The organism is Microbacterium sp. Bi121, assembly GCF_918698005.1.
In the GTDB taxonomy this organism is placed as follows: domain Bacteria; phylum Actinomycetota; class Actinomycetes; order Actinomycetales; family Microbacteriaceae; genus Microbacterium.
On the sequence record NZ_CAKKLJ010000002.1, the window covers coordinates 424,769 to 448,933 of the forward strand.

Sequence of the window (24,165 nt, forward strand, 5' to 3'; positions counted from 1 at the left end):
GGATCAGCTCTCGCGCAGATCCTCGAAGAGCGCGGTCGAGATGTAGCGCTCACCGGTGTCCGGCATGACGACGACGATGGTCTTGCCTGCGTTCTCCGGCCGAGCCGCGACCTGCAGAGCAGCCGAGAGAGCCGCACCGGAGGACATGCCGACCAGCAGGCCCTCCTGCGCCGCGAGCTCGCGCGCGAGGCGCAGCGACTCGTCGAACTCGACGGCGATGACCTCATCGAGCACCTCGCGATCGAGGACGTCAGGAACGAAGTTCGGGCCGATGCCCTGGATCTTGTGCGGACCGGGGTGGCCCTCGGTCAGAACGGGAGAGTCCTTCGGTTCGACGGCGATGACCTTCACGTCGGGCTTGGCCGCCTTCAGCGCCTGACCGGTGCCGGTGACCGTGCCGCCGGTGCCGACGCCCGCGATGAAGATGTCGACGTCGCCGTCGGTGTCGCGGAGGATCTCCTGCGCCGTGGTCTCGCGGTGGATCTGCGGGTTCGCCGCGTTCTCGAACTGCTTGATCCAGATGGCGCCGGGGGTGTCGGCGACGATCTTCTTCGTCTCCTCGATCGCTCCGCTCATGCCCTTGGTCGGATCGGTGAGGACGATCTCCGCGCCGAACGCCTTCAGCAGCACTCGACGCTCCTTCGACATGGATGCCGGCATCGTGAGAATCACCCTGTAGCCGCGGGCAGCCCCCACCATCGCCAGCGCGATGCCGGTGTTGCCGCTGGTCGATTCGACGATCGTGCCGCCGGGCTTCAGCTCACCCGATGCCTCCGCGGCGTTGATCATCGCGATGCCGATGCGGTCCTTCACGCTCGACGCGGGGTTGTAGAACTCGAGTTTCGCGAGCACGGTCGCCCCGACGCCCTCGGTGACGCGGTTCAGGCGCACCAGGGGGGTGTTGCCGAAAGCGGTCGTGATGTCGTCGTGGATGCCGGGCATGGCTGGCCTTTCGTTCGCGGAACGGGTGCGCTCTCAGCCTATGCGAGCGGATGCAGCGCCGGGGTCAATATGACGGGCTACCCGATGCGAGGACGTACGCTGAAGGGATGCCCGAACAGACCCTCGCAGCCGCCGTCCGCGCCGCCGCAGAGCGCCTTGCAGCAGCCGGCGTACCGGACCCGGTCGTGGACGCCGAGCTGTTGATCGGACACATCCGCGGGCTCCGTCGCGGTGAGGTGCAGGCCGGGATGGTGCGCGGCGATCTGCTCAGCGAGCCGGAGGACGCCGCGCTCCAGCAGCTGGTCGCCCGGCGTGCCGCCCGCGAACCTCTGCAGCATCTGACGGGCACCGCTCCGTTCCGTCACATCGAGCTCGCCGTCGGCCCCGGAGTGTTCGTGCCTCGGCCGGAGACCGAGATCGTGGCGCAGTTCGCGATAGACGCGCTGGCGGCGGATGCCGACCCGTCTCCCATCGGGGTCGACCTCTGCACCGGCAGCGGAGCGATCGCGCTGGCGATGGCGACGGAGGTGCCGCACTCGCGCGTCTTCGCCGTCGAACTCTCACCCGACGCGCACGTCTGGGCGGCTCGCAACACCGCTGGAGCCGAGAACCTCTCCCTCGTCCACGGGGACCTCGCCGACACGCTCGGCGAACTCGACGGCACGGCATCCGTCGTCATCTCCAATCCACCGTACGTACCCGATGACGCGATCCCGCGGGACCCGGAGGTGCGCCTGCACGACCCGGCGATGGCGCTGTACGGGGGACCGGACGGACTCGACGTCGTGCGCGTCCTCAGCCGACGGGCGCTCCGGCTGCTGCGTTCGGGGGGAACCCTCGTGATCGAGCACGGCGAGCTGCAGGGAGCGGAGATCCGCACTCTGCTCGAGGCCGACGGCTGGCGTGCGACGACCACCCACCGCGACCTCGCCCAGCGAGACCGCGCGACCACTGCTCTCAAACCCTGACGCCGAGCCGGGGAGTCTGCGGTTCGAACCCGTAGACTGTCGACGTCATGTCCTCTCTCTTCGACTGCGGCGACGAGGCTCAGCTGCTCGCCGGAATGCGTCACGCGCGTCAGGCGATCGCCCGCGGTGAGCTCATCGTGATGCCCACGGACACCGTCTACGGCGTCGCTGCCGACGCTTTCGCGCCGGCTGCGGTGCAGCGTCTGCTCGATGCGAAGGGACGCGGCCGCGATCAGCCTCCGCCTGTTCTGGTGGCGGGGCAGTCGGCACTCGCAGCCCTCGTCGAGGAGATCCCCGAACCCGTCCAGCGTCTGGTCGACGAATTCTGGCCGGGCGGACTGACGATCGTGCTCCCGGCGCAGCCCTCCCTTTCGTGGGACCTCGGAGACACGCTCGGCACCGTCGCGGTTCGCATGCCCGACCAGCGGGTCGCTCTCGAACTGCTGGCAGAGACCGGTCCGCTCGCGGTCTCGAGCGCCAACCTCACCGGCAAGGCCGCAGCGATCTCGGCCGCGGACGCGCAGGGCATGCTCGGCGACAGCGTCGCGGTGTACCTCGACGGCGGATACAGCGAGACCGGCGTCGCCTCCACGATCATCGACGCGACGTCGCTGGTACGACGGGGCGCGGATGCCGCGATCGAGCCGCGCGTGCGGGTGCTGCGAGAAGGCGCCGTCACCCGGCGCCGACTCGAAAGCATCCTCGGCGATCTGCTCGAGCCGGAGGACGCGGCGGACGGCGCGGCGTGAAGCAGTACCTCTTCACGATCATCCTGACGGCAACCATCACGTTCGTGATGTCCTGGGCCGTCTGGCAGCTCAGCCTCCGATTCAAGCTCTACCCCGGCATCAGGGAGCGCGACGTCCACACGACCCCGACGCCGCGGCTCGGGGGAGTGGCGATGTTCCTCGGCATCGCCGCCGCCGTCGGCGTATCAGCGGCCAATCCCTTCTTCAGCATCATCTGGGTCCCGCCTCAGACCATGTGGGCGATCCTGGGCGCCGCGCTTCTGATCGCGATCATCGGCGTCATCGACGATCTGTGGGACCTGGACTGGATGATCAAGCTCGGCGCGCAGTTCCTCGCGGCGGGGATCATCACGGTCGTCGGCGGTCTGCAGATCCTCTCGCTCCCGCTGGGGGAGATGGTCATCGTCTCCAGCTGGTTGAGCATCGCCGTGACGATGATCGCGATCGTCGTCGTCATGAACGCGGTGAACTTCATCGACGGACTCGACGGCCTGGTCGCCGGCGTCTGCCTCATCGCGAACGGCGTGTTCTTCGCGTACTCGTTCATCCTCACGCGCGACTCGGGCGCTTCGAGCTACTTCAACCTCGCATCGTTCATCGCTGCAGTCCTGATCGGCGCGTGCATCGGCTTCCTGCCGCTGAACTGGAGCCCCGCGAAGCTGTTCATGGGCGACTCGGGCGCGCTGGTCATGGGACTGCTCATGGCGACGTCGGCGATCTCCCTGACCGGCCAGATGTCCTCGGCCGCGATGGACCCGGAGGAATTCGGGCGCTCCCAGCTGCTCGGTGCTTTCATCCCGATCCTGCTCCCGCTGGTCGTCGTGATCCTCCCGCTGCTGGACTTCGGTCTCGCCGTCTTCCGGCGGATGAGCGCCGGTCGCTCGCCGTTCGCACCTGACCGCAAGCACCTCCATCACCGCATGCTGGATCTCGGGCACCGCGACCGCGACGCCGTCCTGATCTTCTACGCCTGGACGGCAGTGATCTCACTCGCCGTGCTGCTGATGTACGTCGGATCCCGCGAGGACTGGCCGGGCCAGTACCTGCCGGGCGTTGCGTTCGGAGTCGTCGGCGCCGCTGCCTGTCTGACAGTGACCCTTCTGCCCTCCCATCGCGCATCGAGCGCGCCGGAGCCGACCCCATCCCTGGAGACCCGATGAGCGATTCACCCGCCCAGCCCACCGCCCCGGCCATCAATCCGGTGCTGCGGACCGTCCTGCTCTGGACGGGCATCGCAGCAGCGGCGCTGATCATCCTCGGGGGAGGCATCGGCTATCTCGTCGCCGGCTCTGACGGGCTCTGGAGCGGTCTGACCGGTGTCGGACTCGCCGTCGTCTTCCTGGCGCTCACGCCGATCAGCGTGCTCATCGCCAACCGCTTCTACGGTCGCGAGATGTTCGCGACCGTCTTCTTCGGGATCGTCATGGGCGGGTGGCTGCTCAAGCTCGTCATCTTCATCGTCGCCATCGTGATCCTCCGCGGCCAGAGCTGGGTCGTGCCCGCCGTCATCTTCCTCTCGCTCGTCGCGGGGATCGTCGTGAGTCTCGTCATCGACGCTGTCGCATTCAGCCGACTCCGAGTGCCGCACGTGTCGGACGTGACGCTTCCGACGAGCGATCCGGAAGCGCGCGAGGATTCGTGAGCCTGAAAAAATCTTGATAGTCTGAATCCGGGTTCGCTGAGCGACTTCCTGCGTCGTGCGAGAAATCCCGACTCAGCTCGAATCCCTCACCAAATCTTCGCGTCGATCTTGATCGATGCCCAGAAGCTGGAGCAATGTTGACTCACGCCGGGAGCCTCCTCGTCCGATTCGCAACGGATGAATTCCACCCACCGTCGATCGCGGAATTCTTCCCGGAGATCCTCTTCAACATCGGCCCGCTCGCGGTGCACCGCATCCACCTGGTGCAGTTCCTCGCGACCCTCGTCGTCGTGCTCATCCTCTGGCTCGGCACCCGCAAGCTGAAGCTGGTCCCCGGTCGTGGACAGGCTCTGCTCGAGATGGGCTTCGACCTCGTCCGCGTCAACATCGCGCACGACATGATCGGGAAGAAGGACGGCGACAGGTTCCTGCCGCTGCTGACCACCATCTTCTTCATGGTGCTCTTCTTCAACATCACCGGCGTCATCCCGTTCCTGAACATCGCAGGAACGAGCATCATCGCAGTTCCGCTCCTGCTCGCGGTGATCTCCTACGTCACCTTCATCTACGCCGGTGTGCGCAAGAGCCCGTGGGGCTTCATCCGCAACTCGCTCTTCCCTCCCGGCGTTCCGCCGGCGCTGTACATCATCGTCGCGCCGCTGGAGTTCATCTCGACGTTCATCGTCCGTCCGGTCACGCTCACGCTGCGACTGCTGATGAACATGATGGTCGGCCACCTCATGCTGGTGCTCTTCTTCGCGGCGACCCAGTTCTTCATCTTCTCGATGGGCGGCTTCTGGACGGTGCTGGGTGCGGGAACGCTAGCCTTCGGCTTCGCCTTCACGGCCTTCGAGATCCTGGTGGCCTTCCTCCAGGCGTACGTCTTCACCATCCTCACCGCGGTCTACATCCAGCTCGCAGTCGCGGAAGAACACTAAACACAGCTAGCGGGGAGCCCCGGCTCCCCAACAATGAAAGGAAGATCCAGTGGATCCCATCTCTGTTCTCGCCCAGATCAACGTCGACATCACCGGCTCGATCGCCAACGTCGGCTACGGCCTGGCAGCCATCGGCCCGGCCATCGGTGTGGGTATCGTCGTCGGCAAGACGATCGAGGGCATTGCTCGCCAGCCTGAGCTGTCCGGCAAGCTCCAGGGCACCATGTGGATCGGTATCGCCTTCACCGAGGCCCTCGCGTTCGTCGGTATCGGCGTGGCGTTCCTCTTCGGCTACTGATCCCTCCCACCACACGTAAGGAGACAGGATGCTGAACGCTCTTGTCACGCTCGCAGCCGAGGAGGCGGAGCACAATCCGCTTCTTCCGGCGATGTACGACATCGTCTGGTCCGCGGTCTGCTTCGTCATCATCCTGCTCGTGGCGTGGAAGGTCGCACTTCCGAACGTGGCGAAGATGCTCGACGAGCGCTCCGCCGCGATCGAGGGCAACATCGCCAAGGCCGATGAGGCGCAGAAGCAGGCGGAGGCGGCTCTTGAGGAGTACACCCGTCAGCTCGCCGAGGCACGCACCGAGGCCGGTCAGATCCGCGAGTCCGCTCGCGAGGACGGCAAGAAGATCATCGCCGAGGCCAAGGAGTCAGCGACCACCGAGGCTGCTCGCGTCACCGCGGCTGCGCAGACCCAGCTCGAGGCAGAACGTCAGTCGACGCTCGTCGCCCTGCGCTCCGAGGTAGGCACGCTCGCGATCGACCTCGCCGGTGGCGTGGTCGGAGAGACGCTGTCCGATGACGCTCGCGCCACCGCGGTCGTGGACCGCTTCCTCGCAGACCTCGAAGCCTCAGAGAAGGCGGCCAAGTAATGGGCAGCGCGACCACTCAGGCACTCGCGGCTTCGACGGCGGCTCTCGCTCAGGCGAAGGGCGTCACCCTCGATACGGCCGGTGAGCTGTTCACCGCTGCGCGTCTTGTGGGCGAATCCGGTCAGCTGAGCGGCGCGCTTGCGGATCCTGCTGCTCCAGCAGGCCTGCGCGAGACGCTCGTCGCGTCGGTCTTCGCCGGTATGTCTGACGCGACCCGGCAGGTCATCACGACCGCTGTCGGGCAGCGCTGGTCGGATGCCGACGGACTCGTCGACGGCATCGAGGAGCTCGCCATTCGCGCAACGGCGATCGCAGAGCCTTCTGCCGACATCGAGGGGGAGCTGTTCTCCTTCCTCGGCGTCGTCGCCTCGAACGCGGAACTCGAGCTCGCGCTCGGCGGCCGTCTCGGTGACAACACCGCGAAGGGCGCCCTCGTCGAGAAGCTGCTCGGCGGCAAGGCGGGAGCACCGACCGTGCTCATCGTCTCGTCACTGGTGCGCCAGCCCCGCGGACGCCGCGTGCGCCAGCTGCTGAACCGGGCGATGAAGATCGTCTCGGCACAGGGCGGTCGCATCGTGGCCACGGTTCACACGGCTACGCCGCTGTCGACCACGCAGCGCACCCGACTCAGCGACGCACTGGCAGCCCGCTATGAAGGCGCTGTCTCGATCAACGAAGTGATCGACCCCACGGTCGTGGGCGGACTGCGTGTGCAGGTCGCCGACGACGTCATCGACGGCAGCATCTCCGCGCGGCTCGCCGAACTTCGACAGAAGCTCGCGGGCTAATACGACTTCGCGCGGGAAACCGCGCACCCAGATACAAAGGGAAGACAATGGCAGAACTTTCGATCAGCCCCGACGTCATCCGTGACGCGCTGAAGGACTTCGCCGCTGCGTACGAGCCCACCGGCGCGGCAGCTACCGAGGTCGGCACCGTCGTGGACGCTGCGGACGGCATCGCCCACATCGAGGGCCTGCCCGGCGTCATGGCGAACGAGCTCCTCACGTTCGCCAACGGAACGCAGGGCCTCGCACTGAACCTCGACGAGCACGAGATCGGCACGGTCGTCCTCGGCGACTTCGCCGGCATCGAGGCCGGTCAGGAAGTTCGCCGCACCGGCGAGGTCCTCTCGGTCGCGATCGGCGACGGCTACCTCGGCCGCGTGGTCGATCCGCTCGGCAACCCGATCGACGGCCTCGGCGAGGTCGCCACCACGGGTCGCCGCGAGCTCGAACTGCAGGCGCCTGGCGTCATGCAGCGCAAGAGCGTGCACGAGCCGATGCAGACCGGCATCAAGGCCATCGACGCCATGATCCCCGTCGGTCGTGGTCAGCGTCAGCTGATCATCGGCGACCGCCAGACCGGCAAGACGGCCATCGCGATCGACACGATCATCAACCAGAAGGCCAACTGGGAGTCCGGAGACGTCAACAAGCAGGTTCGCTGCATCTACGTCGCCATCGGTCAGAAGGGCTCCACGATCGCCTCCGTCAAGGGCGCGCTCGAGGACGCCGGTGCGATGGAGTACACCACCATCGTCGCTGCTCCCGCTTCCGACCCGGCCGGCTTCAAGTACATCGCGCCCTACACGGGCTCGGCCATCGGCCAGCACTGGATGTACGAGGGCAAGCATGTCCTGATCATCTTCGACGACCTGTCGAAGCAGGCCGAGGCGTACCGCGCCGTGTCACTGCTGCTGCGTCGTCCGCCGGGACGCGAGGCGTACCCCGGTGACGTCTTCTACCTGCACTCCCGTCTGCTGGAGCGCTGCGCGAAGCTGTCCGACGAGCTGGGTGCCGGTTCCATGACGGGTCTGCCGATCATCGAGACCAAGGCAAACGACGTCTCGGCGTACATTCCGACCAACGTGATCTCGATCACCGACGGCCAGATCTTCCTGCAGTCCGACCTCTTCAACGCCAACCAGCGCCCGGCGGTCGACGTGGGAATCTCGGTTTCGCGAGTCGGTGGTGACGCTCAGGTCAAGAGCATCAAGAAGGTCTCCGGAACGTTGAAGCTCGAGCTCGCGCAGTACCGCTCGCTCGAGGCCTTCGCGATGTTCGCGAGCGACCTCGACGCGGCATCCCGTCGCCAGCTCGACCGCGGCGCGCGACTGACCGAGCTGCTCAAGCAGCCTCAGTACTCGCCGTACCCGGTCGAGGACCAGGTCGTCTCGATCTGGGCCGGCACCAACGGCAAGCTCGACACGATCGAGGTCTCGGACGTGCTGCGCTTCGAGCGTGAGCTTCTGGACCACCTGCGTCGCAACACCACCGTGCTCGACACGCTGCGTGAGACGAACGTGCTCAGCGACGACACCGTCGCAGAGCTCGACAAGCAGGTCGATGCGTTCATCCTCGAGTTCCAGGGTGGCAAGGGCCAGTCCATCGGCGCCGTCGGCAACGAGGAGCACGCCGCGCAGGATGTGGACGACGTCAACCAGGAGAAGATCGTCAAGGGTCGTCGCGCGTAAGGCGCGGGTACTGAACCATGGGCGCTCAACTCCGGGTCTACAAGCAGAAGATCTCTTCTGCTCAGACGACCAAGAAGATCACGAAGGCGATGGAGCTCATCGCGGCTTCGCGCATTCAGAAGGCGATGGCGCGCGTGCGCGCGTCGTCGCCCTTCGCGCGCGCAGTCACGCAGGCCGTCTCCGCCGTTGCGACGTATTCCAACGTCGACCACCCGCTCACCCGTGAGCCCGACACGATCCGTCGCTCCGCCGTCGTGATCTTCTCGTCGGACCGCGGCCTCGCCGGTGCGTTCAACTCGCAGATCCTTCGCGAGGCGATGGAGCTCGGCGAGCTGATCCGCTCCCAGGGCAGCGAGCCGGTGTACTACCTCGTCGGACGCAAGGCTGTCGGGTACTTCCAGTTCCGCGGCATCCAGGCAGCGGCGGAGTGGACGGGCGACACGGATACCCCGCATTTCAAGACCGCAGAGGAGATCTCGGCCACGCTGCTCGAGGCCTTCAACCGCGGTGGCGAAGACGGCGGTGTCGACGAACTCCACCTCGTCTACAACCGGTTCGTCAGCATGATGACGCAGTCTCCCGAGACAGTGCGCCTGCTTCCGCTCGAGATCGTCGAGAACGAGGCATCCAGCGAGCCGTCGGGGACGGTCTACCCGCTCTACGAGTTCGAACCGGATGCCGAGACCGTGCTCGACGCGATCCTGCCGGTGTACATCCAGAGCCGGGTCTTCAACGCCCTGCTGCAGTCGTCGGCCGCCAAGCAGGCCGCGACGCAGAAGGCCATGAAGTCCGCAAGCGACAACGCCGACAAGCTCATCACCGACTACACCCGCCTGCGCAACAACGCGCGTCAGGCGGAGATCACGCAGCAGATCGCTGAGATCGTCGGCGGCGCCGACGCCCTCTCGTCGAGCAAATAGACCATCAAGAAAGAGACGAAGATATGACCCCCACCGCCACAGCTGAGGCTGGGACCGCGGTCGTCGGGCGCGTCGCACGCGTCACGGGCCCGGTCGTCGACATCGAGTTCCCGCACGACTCGATCCCTGACATCTACAACGCGCTGAAGACCACGATCACGATCGGCTCCGAGTCGACCGAGATCACGCTCGAGGTCGCACAGCACCTCGGTGACGACCTCGTTCGCGCCATCTCGCTGAAGCCGACTGACGGCATGGTTCGCGGCCAGGAAGTGCGCGACACCGGCGAGGCCATCTCGGTCCCCGTCGGCGACGTCACCAAGGGCAAGGTCTTCAACGTCATCGGCGAGGTGCTCAACGCCGAGCCTGGTGAGACGATCGAGATCACCGAGCGCTGGCCGATTCACCGCAAGGCTCCGAGCTTCGACCAGCTCGAGTCGAAGACGACGATGTTCGAGACCGGCATCAAGTCCATCGACCTTCTCACTCCGTACGTGCTGGGCGGAAAGATCGGCCTGTTCGGCGGCGCCGGCGTCGGCAAGACCGTCCTCATCCAGGAGATGATCCAGCGCGTCGCGCAGGACCACGGTGGTGTGTCGGTGTTCGCCGGTGTCGGTGAGCGCACCCGTGAGGGCAACGACCTGATCGCCGAGATGGAGGAGGCGGGCGTCTTCGACAAGACCGCCCTCGTCTTCGGCCAGATGGATGAGCCTCCGGGAACGCGTCTTCGCGTCGCCCTGTCGGCTCTGACGATGGCGGAGTACTTCCGCGACGTGCAGAAGCAGGACGTGCTGCTGTTCATCGACAACATCTTCCGCTTCACGCAGGCCGGTTCCGAGGTCTCCACGCTGCTGGGCCGCATGCCCTCCGCCGTGGGTTACCAGCCGAACCTCGCCGACGAGATGGGTGTGCTCCAGGAGCGCATCACCTCGACCCGCGGTCACTCGATCACCTCGCTGCAGGCGATCTACGTTCCCGCCGACGACTACACCGACCCGGCACCGGCCACGACCTTCGCGCACCTCGACGCGACGACCGAGCTCAGCCGTGAGATCGCGTCGAAGGGCCTGTACCCGGCCATCGACCCGCTGACCTCGACGTCGCGCATCATGGACCCCCGCTACTTGGGCGAGGACCACTACCGCGTGGCCACCACGGTCAAGCAGATCCTTCAGAAGAACAAGGAACTGCAGGAGATCATCGCGATCCTCGGTGTCGACGAGCTCTCCGAAGAGGACAAGATCGTCGTGTCGCGTGCACGTCGCATCCAGCAGTTCCTCTCGCAGAACACCTACATGGCGAAGAAGTTCACCGGTGTCGAGGGCTCGACGGTTCCGCTCAAGGAGACCATCGAGTCGTTCGACGCGATCGCCAAGGGCGAGTTCGACCACGTCGCAGAGCAGGCGTTCTTCAACGTCGGCGGTATCTCCGACGTGGAAGAGAAGTGGGCGCAGATCCAGAAGGAGAACGGCTGATCATGGCATTGCAGGTCAGCCTCGTCTCCGCGGACGCGGAGGTCTGGACGGGAGAGGCTTCGCTCGTCGTCGCCAAGACCGTCGAGGGCGAGATCGGCATCATGACCGGCCACGAGCCGATCCTCGCGATCCTCGCCGAGGGCGAGGTCCGCATCACGCAGCTGGACGGCACGAAGGTGCTCGCCAACGCTCAGGACGGTTTCCTCTCGATGGAGGGCAGCCAGCTCACGATCGTCGCCGGCAACGCGGCGCTCATCGCCTGATTCACCTCATAGAGAACGCGCCCGTCCGTCACCCATTCGGTGGCGGACGGGCGCGTTCTCGCCTGTGCGAGGACACATGAAGGTACTTCTCCCGCCGTCGGAGACCAAACGCCCTGGCGGCTCCGGTGCGCCGCTCGCGCTCGGCGAGCTCGGCCTGCCAGCGCTCGCGCCTCAGCGCGAGGCGGTCGTGGACGCGCTCGTCGCGCTTGCGGCGGATGCCGGTGAGTCGCAGCGCGTCCTGAAGCTGAGTGACCGCCAGGTCGGCGACATCGAGCAAAACAGGATGCTGCGCGCCTCGGCGACCATGCCGGCCGTCGATCGCTACACGGGCGTGCTCTACGACGCTCTGGATGCCGGGACGCTGAGCGCTCCGTCACGGCGATGGCTGGGCGCGCACGCCTGGGTGCATGCGGCGCCGTTCGGCCCGGTCGGCGCTTTGGACGCGATCCCGTCCTATCGCCTGGCTGCCGGGACGTCGCTTCCGGGGTTCGTGCCCCTGAGACGGCACTGGGCCGAGGCCGTCAGTTCAGCGATCGCGCAGGAAGCACCGGCATTCGTGCTCGATCTGCGGAGCGAAGCGTACGTCGCGCTCGGGCCGGTGCCGGCATCCGTCCCCTCGACGTACGTCCGCGTCGTGACCGCCTCAGGACGGGCGCTCAACCACTTCAACAAGAAGGCGAAGGGTGAGCTCGTGCGAGCCCTCGCGGAGGATCGGCCGCGGGTGCGCTCCCTCGCAGGCCTTCGCAAGTGGGCCTCTGGTCGCGCGATCGAGATCCGCGATGCGGGGGAGGACGGCATCGTCGAACTGGTCGTCGCATCCTGATCAGCGCAGCGTGTGCCTGTTGCGCCATGCACCGGTCACGCTAGTGTGTTTCACGCGATGCGGATCGCGTCGTTCACTACGGAGGGGCTCATGAACTCTTACTACGACGACGGCGGAGCGCTCGCGTTTCTCGCTTTCCTGCTTCTGATCGTTCCGATCATCGCGCTGGTCATCTACGTGATCTCGTCGCTGTTCCTGATGAACATCTTCGAGAAGGCAGGGGTGCAGGGCAAGTGGCGCGCCTGGATCCCGATCTACAACAGCATGATCTTCCTCAAGCTCGGCGACATGAGCCCGTGGCTGATCCTGTACGCGGCTGGAGCATCCATCCTGCTCAGCTGGCTTCCGGTCATCGGTCAGCTGCTCGGCCTCGCCTCGTTCGTATTGATGGTGCTCGCGGCGTACCGCGTCGGACTCAAGCTCAACAAGGGCGCCGGGTTCGTGGTCCTCTACGCGCTCGGCATCTTGACCGCGGGGATCACGACGCTCGTCTGGCTCGGCATCAACGCCTTCGACAAGTCGCGCTGGAACGCGCAGATCGCCCCGGCGCAGTGGGCCGGCAACGGCTTCTTCGGCGACCGCACGGTGTGGGACGGCGTGCCCGTCCAGCCGTCCGCAGCCGCGGCACCCGGCTACGGTGCTCCGCAGGGCTACGGTGCTCCGCAGGGCTACCAGCAGCCCGGTGGTTACCCCCAGCAGGCTCCCGGCTACCAGCCCCCGGCTCCCGGTTACCAGCAGCCCGGCTACCAGCCCCCGGCAGCTCCACAGACGCCTCCGGCGGCACCGGGAGCGCCCACGCCGCCTCCCGCGGCCCCGGCTGCTCCTCCGGCGGCTCCGACCACTCCGCCGACCGCGCCGCCTCCGGCAGCTCCGCCCGCTCCACCTGCTCCGCCGGCGGACCCCAACCAGCCGCCCGCCTGATCGCGCACGAAGGGCCCTCGAGCAATCGAGGGTCCTTCGTCATGTGAAGGGCGTGGCTCCGATAACGTAGACGTATGGCTCGCAACGCCGCATCGACCCCGGAGGATCCTTTTGTCTGAGACGACCACGCATTCGCACAGCGTCGCCGTTGCAGATGATGATGAGATCAGCCTCACCTGGGCGGGAGCGACCGACACCGGGCGCCGCCGCGACAACAACCAGGACGCCTTCCTCGCCGAGTTCCCGCTCTTCGTCGTCGCCGACGGCATGGGCGGACACGCCGGTGGAGAGATCGCCAGCCAGAGCACGATCACGCGTCTGAAGGATGTCGTGGACTCGGGCGGCGTGACCACGGACGCGATCGAAGCCGCGCTGGAGCACGCGGTGGAGGACATCGCCGCGCACCCCGAGACCACAGACGAGGGAACGGGGACGACGCTCACCGGCATCTTCTTCGACATCGCCGACGGTGAGCCCCGTTGGGTGTCGCTGAACATCGGCGACTCACGCGTCTACCTGATGCGCGAGCAGCGGCTGGTCCAGGTCACGACCGATCATTCCGTCGTGCAGGAGCTGATCAGCTCGGGGCGCCTCAGCCCGGAGGAAGCGGAGAGCCACCCCTACAGCAACGTGATCACGCGCGCGGTGGGCGCGAGTGAGCTGACGCCACCGGACTACCTCGGCATCGAGGCACTGGACGGCGACCGGTTCGTCATCTGCTCCGATGGGCTCACGAAGGAGCTCACGGACTACGGCATCCAGCACTTCCTTCGCGAGAACGCCGACCCGGCAGCAGCCGTCGACGCGATGCTCGCAGCCGCCCTCGAGAACGGCGGGCGCGACAACGTCACGTTGATCGTCGTGAAGATCGAGCGCACAGGACAGGACGATGAGGCGGATGCCGTCACCGCCAAGATCGACACGATCGACGCGCCCGCTGCAGCAGCGGACTCGCCCTCCACATCCGGCGAATCGGCCGAATAGCCCGAACGGCTGTGCACAACAGCATCCACTGATCGCGGATCCCCTCAGATGGGGGGATGGACCTCCAATCCCTGTCGCTTCCTGCTGCTGCCGAAGAACCTCCTCGGCAGCCGGTGCCCTTCCTCGCCGCAGTGGTGCCCATTGCCGCAGGTGTCGTCCTGTGGCTCATGACCGGCTCGATCTTCTCGCTGTGCTTCGCCGCACTCGGACCGCTGATGATCGGCGCATCGCTGCTGGATGGAATGCGCAGTCGCCGCAGAGCGCGCCGGCAGGCCGCCGAGCGTGAGACGCACGCCTGGAGCACGGTCGAGCAGGAGCTCCAGCGCAGACACCGTCGAGAACGGCGTGAGATGCGGCGCAGCTTCCCCGATGCCGCGTCGTCTCTGCGGGAACCGCCGTTGCGCGACCTGCGACCGATCGACGCGGGCACGCCCGTGGTCATCGGTTCGGGGGATCGCCCGAGTGCCCTGCGCGTGCACGGCGACGACACGGAGCATTCGCGGGACTTCCGTGAGCGTGCCGCGGTGATCTCCGACGCACCGATCGCTGTGCCGATGGGGCGGGGCGTGTGCCTGCGTGGTCCGCTTCCGGTTGTGACCTCTGCAGCGCGCGCACTGGTGGTGCAGCTGTGTCTGCAGCATGCTCCCTCGCAACTGGCACTGTCCGGTGGGGGCCTCGAACCACTCGGCCTCGCCGGTTTTCCGCACGCCGGCAGACCGCGGCGTGGTGCGTGGCGGCTCGCCGTCGTGATCGGTGACGAAGAAGTGCCGGATGCTGCAGTGCAGATCCGACTGCGTGACGTGGACGGCGATGTGCCGGAGGGCGTGACCACGGTCATCGACTGCGTCGATCCGTCGCGGGCGCGTCTGCGTACGGCCGAGGGACTGGAGGACATCGCAGTGGAGTGCCTGTCGCGGCCGCAGGCCGTGGCGATCGCGGCGTCGAGCGTCGAGCGCGAGGGGGAGCTCGCGCAGCTTCCCGACCGTGTGGCCCTCGGCGACCTGACCCCGGCCGGGGACGCGACCGGTCTCTTCGCCGTGATCGGGCAGACCGAGACCGCATCGCACGGCGTCGACCTCGTCGAGGACGGGCCGCATGCGATCGTCACGGGAATGACGGGCTCGGGCAAGAGCGAGCTTCTCGTGACCTGGGTCACGGCGATCGCGCACGCGCACAGTCCCGAGCAGGTTGCGTTCGTGCTCGCCGACTTCAAGGGCGGCACGGCTTTCGACCCGCTGCGGGAATTGCCGCATGTCACCGCCGTCATCACGGATCTCGATGACGACGGTGCTCGGCGCGGAGTGCAGAGTCTCACCGCCGAGCTGCGCCGACGAGAGACTCTCCTCGCCGAGCTCGGGGCACGCAGCATCACCGAGACGGCCGGGCGCATGGGCAGGCTCGTCATCGTCGTCGACGAGTTCGCTGCACTGCTGCAGGAGCATCCCGATCTCGCCGTCGTCTTCACAGACATCGCCGCGCGAGGCCGTGCGCTCGGCATGCATCTGATCCTGGGCACGCAGCGCGCTGCCGGAGTCATCCGGGACGCGCTTGCCGCGAACTGCCCTCTGCGGGTGAGCCTGCGGGTCGCCGATGCCGCAGACAGTCGTCTGGTGATCGGCACGGATGACGCCGCCGAGCTCTCCGGTGGAGCGGAGTCGCGCGGACTCGCCTTCGTCCGGCGATCTCAGGACGAGCGGCCGATCGCCACGCGCATCGCCCTCACCGGCGTTTCAGATCTGCGTGCAGTCGGCGCACGGTGGGCGGATGCCGCCCCTCCAGCCAGCCCGTGGCTGCCGTCCCTCCCGCATCGACTCCCTCTCGAGCAGCTCGAGCGTCGGCACGCCGAGGCGACCGGCAGCGCCGAGGACGGCGTACTGCTCGTCGGACTCGGTGACGAGCCGGAGAGGCAGCGGCAGCGCGCGGTGGTCCTCCAAGCGGGGCGCGACAGAGGACTCGCGATCGTCGGCGGGAGCGGATCAGGGCGTTCCGGTGTGCTGCGCGTGCTGGCGGTGCAGAGCCCCGATGCGCTGTGGGTGACGGCGGACCCCGAGCAGGCGTGGGATGCTGTGGCCGACCTGTCCGCCGGGCATGTGTCGCCGCGGCTGGTGCTGTGCGACGACCTGGATCAGCTGATCGGCCGGTTGCCCTCCGAACACGGCATGGCGTTCGTGGAGCGGCTGGAGACGCTCATCCGCTCCGGTGCGGCACGGCGGATGACTTTCGCGCTGGCGACGGGGCGTGTATCAGGGCAGTTGGCGCGCGTCATGGACGCGCTGCCGACTCGTATGATCCTGCGCACGGGCACGAAGCTGGAGCATCTGGCCGCGGGGGGAGACAACGACGGCTACGTGCGCGGCCGCTTGCCGGGGCGTGCGCGCGTCGGGGACACCGAGGTGCAGATCGCGTGGGCTGATCGCACTCCGGAGGCCGCCGGGGGCGACGCGGGGCACCGATGGAAGCCGTCGGCCCGGCTCGTCGGTGTCGTCGCACCCGGTGTGCGCCGAACCGTGGAGTGCCTGCGCAGTGCACACTCGGAGAGCGAGGTCGCACCCGTCGGAGACACTGCGACCGACGCCCCCGGTACGCGGATCATCGTCGGGGACGCCGAGAGCTGGCAACGCCAGTGGGCGCTCTGGCAACGTGTACGTGCGGAGGGGGAGATGCTCGTGCTCGCCGAGTGCGCGTCGGAGCTGCGATCGCTCGCCGGATGCCGTGAACTGCCCCCGTACGCTGAAACGCACAGGGGCAGAGCATGGAGCATCGTCGATGGTCGGGCACCTCAGCGCGTGATCATCCCCGAGCTCGACCCGAGCGTCGCCGTGCGGGCCGGACGAGACTCAGAGCACTGAGCTCACCGGCCGCGCATCCAACCCGTGCGCGACGGCGACACCCTCGTTCACGACGGCGCCGCTCGTCACGTTCAGGCCGGCAGCGAGAGCGGGGTCGGCGCCGAGTGCGCTGCGCCAGCCGTGCGAGGCGATCTTCCGCACGTACGGCAGCGTCGCGTTCGTGAGCGCAGACGTCGAGGTGTTCGGCACCGCGCCCGGCATGTTCGCGACGCAGTAGAACACCGTGTCGTGCACGGCGAACGTCGGGTCGGCATGGGTCGTGGCGTGCGTGTCCTCGAAGCATCCGCCCTGGTCGACGGCGATGTCGACGAGGACGCTGCCCGGCCGCATCTGGGAGACCATCTCGTTCGTGACGAGTTTCGGAGCGCGTGCTCCGGGGATGAGCACGGAACCGATCACCAGGTCCGAATCCAGCACGGCACGCCGGAGGTCGAGAGGATTGGATGCCGCGGTCTTCACCCGCCCGCCGAAGTGATCGTCCAGCATCCGCAGGCGGGGGATGTTCGTGTCGAAGACCGTGACGTCCGCGCCCATGCCGCTGGCGATGACCGCTGCATTGGCGCCCGCGACGCCGCCGCCGATCACGGTGACCGTCGCGGGGCGCGTGCCCGGCACGCCGGACATCAGCAGGCCGAGGCCGCCGTTCGAGCGCATCAGCGTGTTCGCGCCGACCAGGGGAGCGAGGCGACCGGCGACCTCGCTCATCGGCGCCAGCAGCGGCAGGCTGCCGTTCGGCAGCTGCACCGTCTCGTAGGCGATGGCCGTGATCCCGCTGGCGATCAGCCGCTCGGTCAGCGGACGATCGGCGGCGAGGTGAAGATACGTGAAGAGGGTGAGATCATCGCGGAAGTACTCGTACTCGCTCGCGATCGGCTCTTTGACCTTGAGCAGCAACTCCGCGCGGGCCCACACCTCCGCCGCGTCATCCAGCAGTGTCGCGCCGGCGTCGGAGTACTCCTCATCCGGCATGGACGAGCCGATTCCGGCGCCGGACTGCACGAAGACCTCGTGACCGGCGGCGACCAGATCGTGCACGCCCGACGGTGTCAGCGCGACGCGGTACTCGTTGTTCTTGATCTCGGTGGGGACGCTGATCCTCATCGTGATTTCCTCTCCACCCCTCATCGTCGAGGGGATCGTACGGCCCAGGGTCAGGGCATCAGATTCCGGCGCCGGGACGGATCATCCCGACGTCGCTCCCACCGCCGAGGACGGCGAGGGGAAGTGCTTCGGCCAGTGAGGCCACATCGGCCTCGCTGAGTGCTCCTGCGCGTGCGAGAAGCGTCGCGGCGACGATCGTCGAGGCCCGCGCCGCACCGTCGAGCATCTTCAGCGCGACCGTCGCGCCGTTCGGCGCGATCATGACCATGACCCCCTCGGCGCCGCCCTTGGCGAAGACGCCGAGCTTCTCGATCGCGACCGTGTCGGGCTTACCAGGGCCCTCGATCGTCCAGGGGTTCTCCTTCACGGCGCGCACCAGAGTTCCGGCGACGCGGTGCAGCGCGAAGGGGGAGCGCTCCGACGCTGTCCCGATGCGGTGCATGGCCCGTGCGAGACCGGTGAGGGTGATCGCGTGAACGGGCGCGCCGCAGCCGTCGATCGACGTGTGCGCGATCTTCTCACCGGTCAGCCGTTCGACGACCTCGCGGATGTGAGCCTGCATGGGGTGCAACTGATCCAGGTAGCCATCGGTTCGCCAGCCCGTGGCGACGCAGGCGCGCAGCATCGCCGCATGCTTGCCTGAACAGTTCATGCGGATGCGGGAGGGCTGCCCGTGTTCGCGCACGAGCTCGTCACGAGAAGCGCTGTCGCTCGGCCACGCCGGAGGGCACGCGAGATGGTCCTCGGTCAAGCCGCCGCCGGTGAGGATCTCGCGAACGACGTTCGCATGACGTTCGGTGCCGACATGGCTCGCCGTCGCCAGCGCGAGCTGCTCGCCGGCGAGTTCGGCGCCCGCGGTGATGCAGGCGATCGCCTGGAGCGGCTTCAGGCTGGACCGCGGGAGGAACAGCGACTCAGGGTTGCCGAGCCTGCGGACCACCTCGCCGTCCGGCGACATGACGATCGCTGCACCCGCGTGACGGGATTCGACGAAGCCGCTGCGTTCGACGACGGCGAGTTCAACGGCATCCGCGACGGTGAGAGTCTCCAGCACGGCTCCAGCCTAACGGCCGCACCAGCGCCACGCGGTGTACGGCATGCGAGACTGGCGCCATGACTCTCGGCGAACACCGCTACGCGCTCACCGCGACCTGGAACGGCAACCTCGGCACTGGAACGAGCGGCTACCGCGAGTACTCCCGGGATGTGACGCTCTCCGTCGACGGCAAAGCCGACGTGCTGGCATCCGCTGACAAGCCGTTCCGGGGAGACCCGACGCGGTGGAACCCCGAGGACATGCTGCTCGCGGCGTTGTCCGAGTGTCATCTGCTGTCGTACCTGCACGCGTGCGTGACCGCCGGCGTGGTGGTCGTCTCTTACCAGGACCGCGCCACCGGCGTCATGACCGAGGACGGCCGCAGCGGTGCGGCGTTCACGGATGTGCTGCTTCGCCCAGAGGTCGTCGTGGCTGATCCGTCGATGATCGAACGGGCAGAGCACGCTCACGCCGAGGCGAACCGCATGTGCTTCATCGCGAACTCGGTGAACTTCCCTGTGCGCCACGAAGCAGTCGTGACGTCGCGCTGACCCGTCAGCGGCGCTCGTGGGGGAGCGCCTGCTTGATCTTCTCGATCGGGGTCTGCGCCGGCGGCTCGTTGTACACGCCGGCGAGCTCCTGCTCGCTGAGGGCGTGGATGCCGGCCATGATCTCATCCGTGGCCAGTCGTCGCGCCTTGCCGCTTGCGGCCGGTCCGTGCACTGAGACGTCGATCGGGTCTCCGAAGCGGACCGTGATCCGTTCCTTCATGGAGGGAATCGTTGCGCCTTTGGGCATCACCTTGTCCGTGCCGATGAGCCCGACCGGGACGACGGGAGCGCCCGTCTGCAGCGCCAGGAAGGCGACGCCGGTGCGGCCCTTGTAGAGGCGTCCATCCGTAGACCGGGTGCCCTCGGGGTACAACGCGACCGTGAGACCCTCGTCGAGCAGCCGACGCTGCTGATCCAGCGCGTCGAGAGCAGCCTGACCAGCGCCGCGGCGCACCGGGATCGCGCCGATCGACTGGAAGAAGTTGCGCTTGACCGCCCCGGTGAACCCATGGCCCTCGAAGTAGGAGGACTTCGCGAGGAAGTGCACCGGCCGAGGAGCGGCGACGGGGATGGCGATCGAGTCGATGAAGGAGAGATGGTTGCTCGCGAAGATGACGGGCCCGTCGACCGGGACCTTGTCGCGCCCTTCGACACGTGGCCGGTAGATGAGGCGCGCAAGGGGTCTGATCACCGCACGACCGAGCGCGTAGGTGAATCCGGCACGCCGGGGAGCAGCGGTCTCCTCCGGCGTCGCGTCTGCGGGTGTCTCGGCGTTCGGTTCGGGAAGGTCGGACTGCGCAGAGCTCATCGGATCAGGCTACTCCGCGGTCCATTCCATCTGCGGAATGCGGACGCGGCATGCCCATACAGCGGGGGCAAAGGCGCGTGCGGCAAGATGGGATGGTTCCCTTTCTCGATCCGAGGTATCACTGTGCGCACTCGCCCGCTCGTCGCCCTGTCCACCATGGCCGCTGCCGTTCTGCTGCTCGCCGGCTGCACCGGCACTGACGGGACCACGGGTGATGACGCAGAGTCCGCATCGGGCGACCTGTGCTCCGCGACGGTCGAATCCGGCGCTGCCGCCGAGAGCGTCAAGGTCGACGGCGACTTCGGCACGGCATCCACGGCGACGTTCGATCTCGAGCAGAAGGTCGACGAGGCGCAGCGCTCGGTGCTGTCCGAGGGGGACGGCGAGAAGATCGCCGACGGCGATTACGTGCAGTACGCGCTCAGCGCCTTCGACGGCGACTCCGGCGATCGACTGGGTGATGCCGGCTACACGGAGGGAGAGCTGCTCCCCGTTCAGCTCACCGCTGATGTACCGATGGGCCAGCTGATCGGCTGCGCGACCGTCGGCTCCCGTCTGTCCATCGTGTTCCCGACCACGGAGGACGCAGCCGCGCAGTACTACGTCCTCGACGTCCTCGACGTCGTGCCGACCGCGGCTTGGGGCAAGGACAAGGAGCCGACCGCGGGGATGCCGGCTGTGACTCTGGCCGAGGACGGTCAACCGAGCGTCGAGATCCCCGAGGGGGATGCTCCGTCCGAGCTGCAGGTCTCCGTGCTCAAGGAGGGCGATGGCATCGCGGTCGAAGACGGCGACACCACGCTTCTGCAGTACTACGGGGTCGACTGGTCGACCGGCGAGAGCTTCGACTCCTCGTGGAAGAACGGGGCGCCGATCTCGATCGACGGCAACACCTACGTTCCCGGTTTCGTCGAGGCGCTGAAGGGCCAGAAGGCCGGCTCTCAGGTGCTCGTCGTCATCCCGCCGTCGCTCGGATACGGCGAAGAAGGCAGCAGCGACCACGAGCTGGCCGGCAAGACCCTGGTGTTCGTGATCGACATCCTCGCCACGATGCACCCCGCCGCGGCTGCCCAGTAGGCCGCAGCGCCGGGCATAGGCTGGCGGCATGCGTCGCATCATCGTCCTCGGGTCCACCGGCTCCATCGGCACGCAAGCGCTGGATGTGATCCGCGCGAATCCGCGCAGGTTCGAGCTGGTGGGTCTTGCGGCGGGCACCAATGCCGAGGTCCTCGGGCAGCAGGCCGATCTGTTCCAGATAGAGCACACCGCACTCGGAGCCGCTGAGGCCGAGCAGCTCGTTCGCGACGTCGAGGCGGACGTCGTCCTCAACGCCATCACCGGTTCGATAGGCCTGGGTTCGACCCTTGCAGCCTTGAAAGCCGGCCGAACGCTCGCGCTCGCGAACAAGGAGTCGCTGATCGTCGGCGGCGAGCTCGTGAAATCCGCTGCTGCCGAAGGGCAGATCGTCCCCGTCGACTCCGAGCACTCCGCGCTCGCGCAGGCTCTCCGGTCGGGGACGCACGCGGAGATCCGGCGGCTGGTCGTCACGGCATCCGGCGGGCCGTTCCGCGGGCGCACGCGCGAGCAGATGACCGGCGTCACTCCGGCGGAAGCGCTGGCGCACCCGACCTGGGACATGGGACGCGTCGTCACCACCAACTCCGCCACGCTCGTGAACAAGGGCCTCGAGGTCATCGAGGCGCACCTGCTGTTCGACGTCGACTACGACGACATCCAGGTGGTCGTCCATCCCCAATCGATCGTGCACTCGATGGTGGAGTTCATCGACGGGTCGACGATCGCGCAGGCCTCGCCTCCGGACATGCGGCTGCCCATCTCGCTCGCGCTGGACTGGCCGCACCGCATCGGCGGCGTCGGACGCCCCCTGGACTGGACTCAGGCGACCAGCTGGGACTTCGAGCCGCTCGACGATGAGGCGTTCCCGTCCGTCGTGCTCGCGAAGAGCGTCGGCCGTGCCGGTCGGACGTTCCCCGCCGTGTTCAACGCGGCGAACGAGCAGGCCGTGGACGCCTTCCACGAGGGACGGCTGTCATTCCTCGGCATCGTCGACACGATCGCTCGGGTCGTCGACGCGCACGAAGCGCCGGATGCCCTGACGGTCGAGTCGCTGGCGGACGCCGAGGCATGGGCTCGCACGATCGCCGACCGCCTGATCGCCTCGGCATAGCCGTTTCGGCTCGTCGTCTGACGCCGAGTCTCAGTCCGGGTAGGGCACCGGCCAGTGCGGCTCCGGCACGGGCCATCCGGCCTCACGCACGGCTCGCCGGGCGAGCTCACGCGCCGAGTACGGAGTCCGAACGCCGCGGATGTCGCGGTAGTCCTGGTGGCCGGGGCCGGCCCACAGGATCGCATCGCCGTCCGTGACCATGCCGACGGCGGCGACGATGGCCTCTTCCGGCGGCGAGAACTCGTGGATCTCGGCATCCGGCTGCGCCGTGCGCGCACCATCGAGCAGCGTCGCGCGGATGGATGTCGGATCCTCGAAGCGCGGGTGGTGATCGGTGATGACGAGGATGTCGCTGCCCTCGACGGCCGTGCGTCCCATGTCGCGCCGCTTGGTGGCGTCGCGGTCGCCGTCGGCGCCGAACAGCATCAGCACCTTCCCGGGGGTGACGCGACGGACCGCGGCGAGCGTCTTCACGAAGGCATCAGGTGTGTGTCCGAAGTCGACGTAGACGGCCGGCCCCCGTTCGCCGGAGACGAGTTCTGTGCGTCCTGGCAGATACGCATCGATGCGTCCATCGCGGGTGAGTGCCCCGGTGATGCGCTCCCAGGCGTATCCGCCCTCGAGCAGCATGATGATCGCGAGGGCCGCGTTGGCGGCCATGTGCGGGCCGATCACGGGAACGACGGTCGTGAGGGTGCGTCCTTCGGGGCCGGTCATCGTGAACCGCGTACCGCGCTGGCGCTCCTCGTCGATCGTGACGACCCAGTCGGCCTGTGCGGCCTCGTCGGGGTTCGCGGCGATGGCCGGGGTGCCGACCGTGACGACGGGCACCTCGGATGCTGCGACGACGTCGGTGCCGAATACGGAGTCGAGCGAGATCACGGCCCGCCGAGAGCGGTCGGGCCGGAACAGCGGCAGCTTCGCCTCGAAGTACTCGATCATGTCGGCGTAGTCGTCGAGATGGTCGTGCGAGAGGTTCGTGAATCCGGCGACGTCGAAGACGATGCCGTCCACCCGGCGACGGGACAGCGCCTGCGCGCTGACCTCGACGGCGACGGCCTCGACGTCGCGCTCCCGCATCAGTGCGAGCAGGGCGTGCGTCTCCGACGCCTCGGGCGTGGTGAGCCGCGAGATGATGACCTCTCCGGCGATGTGACGCTCCGCTGTGGAGGACAAGCCGGCGACGACACCGATCTGACGGAGGATCCCCTCGAGCAGGTGCGTGACGCTCGTCTTCCCGTTCGTCCCCGTGGTGCCGAACAGCAGCGGCAGGTCGTCGTCGGCTCCGGTGCCGTACACCCAGGCGCTGAGCGCTCCGAGCACTCCTCGGGGGTCGTCGACGATCACGATCGGCAGACCGGCATCCTGCGCGAGGTCGGCGCCGTCGGCATCGGTGACGATCGCGACGGCACCCTTCTCGGCGGCGGTGGCGGCGAACACCGCACCGTGCTGGTTGACGCCGCGGATGGCGACGAAGACCTCACCTGCTCGCAGGTCGGCGGTCGCGAGGGTGATTCCGGTCAGGGTGACGCCGTCGATCTCACCGCGGGTGGCGGCGCCGAATCGGGCGGCGAGGTCCGTCAGGGCCCGCTGTGGCGGAGCTTCAGGACGGAGCACGGGGGGAAGGCTGGGCTGAGTAGACATAGCCTTCAC

At 67.6% G+C, this 24,165-nt stretch carries 24 protein-coding genes; 19 read left to right on the top strand and 5 right to left on the bottom strand.

Annotated features, from left to right (window positions below):
• Positions 1 to 3 precede the first annotated feature (3 nt).
• Entirely contained in the window at positions 4 to 942 is a 939-nt protein-coding gene (cysK, locus tag LQZ87_RS04680; protein ID WP_230102287.1) for a cysteine synthase A, read from the bottom strand.
• Between the two features lie 107 nt (positions 943 to 1,049).
• On the opposite strand from cysK, the gene prmC reads away from it, so the two are divergent.
• The 16 genes from prmC (at position 1,050) to LQZ87_RS04760 (ending at position 16,828) form a co-directional block, all read left to right on the top strand.
• On the top strand, positions 1,050 to 1,910 hold the full coding sequence (gene prmC, locus LQZ87_RS04685; RefSeq protein WP_230102288.1) for a peptide chain release factor N(5)-glutamine methyltransferase: 861 nt from the start codon (positions 1,050 to 1,052) through the stop codon (positions 1,908 to 1,910).
• A 47-nt stretch (positions 1,911 to 1,957) separates the two neighbouring features.
• A complete protein-coding gene (locus tag LQZ87_RS04690; RefSeq protein ID WP_230102289.1) occupies positions 1,958 to 2,659 on the top strand; it encodes an L-threonylcarbamoyladenylate synthase in 702 nt (233 codons plus the stop codon).
• The gene (locus LQZ87_RS04695; protein WP_230102290.1) at positions 2,656 to 3,819 is read left to right on the top strand and encodes an MraY family glycosyltransferase; all 1,164 of its coding nucleotides are present in this window, start codon (positions 2,656 to 2,658) and stop codon (positions 3,817 to 3,819) included. The genes LQZ87_RS04690 and LQZ87_RS04695 overlap by 4 nt, the downstream gene beginning before the upstream one ends.
• The gene (locus LQZ87_RS04700) at positions 3,816 to 4,301 is read left to right on the top strand and encodes a hypothetical protein (protein WP_230102291.1); all 486 of its coding nucleotides are present in this window, start codon (positions 3,816 to 3,818) and stop codon (positions 4,299 to 4,301) included. The genes LQZ87_RS04695 and LQZ87_RS04700 overlap by 4 nt, the downstream gene beginning before the upstream one ends.
• 134 nt (positions 4,302 to 4,435) lie before the next feature.
• Positions 4,436 to 5,239: a F0F1 ATP synthase subunit A gene (gene atpB, locus LQZ87_RS04705; protein WP_230102292.1), complete on the top strand. Its 804-nt coding sequence runs from the start codon at positions 4,436 to 4,438 to the stop codon at positions 5,237 to 5,239.
• 49 nt (positions 5,240 to 5,288) lie between these two features.
• Positions 5,289 to 5,537: a F0F1 ATP synthase subunit C gene (atpE, locus tag LQZ87_RS04710; RefSeq protein WP_147037730.1), complete on the top strand. Its 249-nt coding sequence runs from the start codon at positions 5,289 to 5,291 to the stop codon at positions 5,535 to 5,537.
• 28 nt (positions 5,538 to 5,565) lie between these two features.
• A complete protein-coding gene (locus LQZ87_RS04715) occupies positions 5,566 to 6,117 on the top strand; it encodes a F0F1 ATP synthase subunit B (RefSeq protein WP_230102293.1) in 552 nt (183 codons plus the stop codon).
• A complete protein-coding gene (locus LQZ87_RS04720; protein ID WP_230102294.1) occupies positions 6,117 to 6,905 on the top strand; it encodes a F0F1 ATP synthase subunit delta in 789 nt (262 codons plus the stop codon). Before LQZ87_RS04715 ends, LQZ87_RS04720 begins: the two co-directional genes overlap by 1 nt.
• Positions 6,906 to 6,952: 47 nt before the next feature.
• Positions 6,953 to 8,593 carry a F0F1 ATP synthase subunit alpha gene (gene atpA / locus LQZ87_RS04725; protein ID WP_230102295.1) on the top strand — a complete coding sequence of 547 codons (1,641 nt, stop codon included), beginning with the start codon at positions 6,953 to 6,955 and terminating at the stop codon, positions 8,591 to 8,593.
• Positions 8,594 to 8,610: 17 nt separating this feature from the next.
• Positions 8,611 to 9,513: a F0F1 ATP synthase subunit gamma gene (locus LQZ87_RS04730; protein WP_230102296.1), complete on the top strand. Its 903-nt coding sequence runs from the start codon at positions 8,611 to 8,613 to the stop codon at positions 9,511 to 9,513.
• 23 nt (positions 9,514 to 9,536) lie between these two features.
• Positions 9,537 to 10,988 (top strand): F0F1 ATP synthase subunit beta, encoded by a 1,452-nt coding sequence (atpD, locus tag LQZ87_RS04735; protein ID WP_230102297.1) that lies wholly within the window; start codon positions 9,537 to 9,539, stop codon positions 10,986 to 10,988.
• A gap of 2 nt (positions 10,989 to 10,990) precedes the next feature.
• Entirely contained in the window at positions 10,991 to 11,251 is a 261-nt protein-coding gene (locus LQZ87_RS04740; protein ID WP_194422197.1) for a F0F1 ATP synthase subunit epsilon, read from the top strand.
• Between the two features lie 76 nt (positions 11,252 to 11,327).
• Complete coding sequence (gene yaaA, locus LQZ87_RS04745; RefSeq protein WP_230102298.1) at positions 11,328 to 12,074, top strand: peroxide stress protein YaaA; 747 nt, start codon at positions 11,328 to 11,330, stop codon at positions 12,072 to 12,074.
• A gap of 90 nt (positions 12,075 to 12,164) precedes the next feature.
• Positions 12,165 to 12,995 carry a DUF5684 domain-containing protein gene (locus LQZ87_RS04750; protein ID WP_230102299.1) on the top strand — a complete coding sequence of 277 codons (831 nt, stop codon included), beginning with the start codon at positions 12,165 to 12,167 and terminating at the stop codon, positions 12,993 to 12,995.
• A gap of 111 nt (positions 12,996 to 13,106) precedes the next feature.
• Positions 13,107 to 13,979 carry a protein phosphatase 2C domain-containing protein gene (locus LQZ87_RS04755; protein WP_230102300.1) on the top strand — a complete coding sequence of 291 codons (873 nt, stop codon included), beginning with the start codon at positions 13,107 to 13,109 and terminating at the stop codon, positions 13,977 to 13,979.
• 56 nt (positions 13,980 to 14,035) lie between these two features.
• Positions 14,036 to 16,828, top strand: coding sequence for an FtsK/SpoIIIE domain-containing protein (locus tag LQZ87_RS04760; RefSeq protein WP_230102301.1), 2,793 nt, complete (start codon positions 14,036 to 14,038; stop codon positions 16,826 to 16,828).
• Here the strand turns inward: LQZ87_RS04760 and ald are convergent.
• Both ald and LQZ87_RS04770 read right to left on the bottom strand, forming a co-directional pair.
• Positions 16,817 to 17,929 (bottom strand): alanine dehydrogenase, encoded by a 1,113-nt coding sequence (gene ald / locus LQZ87_RS04765; protein WP_230102302.1) that lies wholly within the window; start codon positions 17,927 to 17,929, stop codon positions 16,817 to 16,819. The two genes, LQZ87_RS04760 and ald, sit on opposite strands and share 12 nt — an antisense overlap.
• 58 nt (positions 17,930 to 17,987) lie before the next feature.
• Positions 17,988 to 18,983 carry an asparaginase gene (locus LQZ87_RS04770; RefSeq protein ID WP_230102303.1) on the bottom strand — a complete coding sequence of 332 codons (996 nt, stop codon included), beginning with the start codon at positions 18,981 to 18,983 and terminating at the stop codon, positions 17,988 to 17,990.
• 59 nt (positions 18,984 to 19,042) lie between these two features.
• On the opposite strand from LQZ87_RS04770, the gene LQZ87_RS04775 reads away from it, so the two are divergent.
• The gene (locus tag LQZ87_RS04775; RefSeq protein ID WP_230102304.1) at positions 19,043 to 19,516 is read left to right on the top strand and encodes an OsmC family protein; all 474 of its coding nucleotides are present in this window, start codon (positions 19,043 to 19,045) and stop codon (positions 19,514 to 19,516) included.
• A 4-nt stretch (positions 19,517 to 19,520) separates the two neighbouring features.
• On the opposite strand, the gene LQZ87_RS04780 is transcribed toward LQZ87_RS04775, so the two are convergent.
• A complete protein-coding gene (locus LQZ87_RS04780) occupies positions 19,521 to 20,324 on the bottom strand; it encodes a lysophospholipid acyltransferase family protein (protein WP_230102305.1) in 804 nt (267 codons plus the stop codon).
• 123 nt (positions 20,325 to 20,447) lie between these two features.
• On the opposite strand from LQZ87_RS04780, the gene LQZ87_RS04785 reads away from it, so the two are divergent.
• Together LQZ87_RS04785 and dxr are read left to right on the top strand one after the other, a co-directional pair.
• On the top strand, positions 20,448 to 21,401 hold the full coding sequence (locus LQZ87_RS04785; RefSeq protein ID WP_230102306.1) for an FKBP-type peptidyl-prolyl cis-trans isomerase: 954 nt from the start codon (positions 20,448 to 20,450) through the stop codon (positions 21,399 to 21,401).
• Positions 21,402 to 21,429: 28 nt separating this feature from the next.
• Positions 21,430 to 22,512 carry a 1-deoxy-D-xylulose-5-phosphate reductoisomerase gene (gene dxr, locus LQZ87_RS04790; protein WP_230102307.1) on the top strand — a complete coding sequence of 361 codons (1,083 nt, stop codon included), beginning with the start codon at positions 21,430 to 21,432 and terminating at the stop codon, positions 22,510 to 22,512.
• A gap of 30 nt (positions 22,513 to 22,542) precedes the next feature.
• Here dxr and LQZ87_RS04795 read toward each other — a convergent pair whose 3' ends face one another.
• Positions 22,543 to 24,156 carry a UDP-N-acetylmuramoyl-L-alanyl-D-glutamate--2,6-diaminopimelate ligase gene (locus LQZ87_RS04795; RefSeq protein ID WP_230102308.1) on the bottom strand — a complete coding sequence of 538 codons (1,614 nt, stop codon included), beginning with the start codon at positions 24,154 to 24,156 and terminating at the stop codon, positions 22,543 to 22,545.
• Between the last annotated feature and the right edge of the window lie 9 nt (positions 24,157 to 24,165).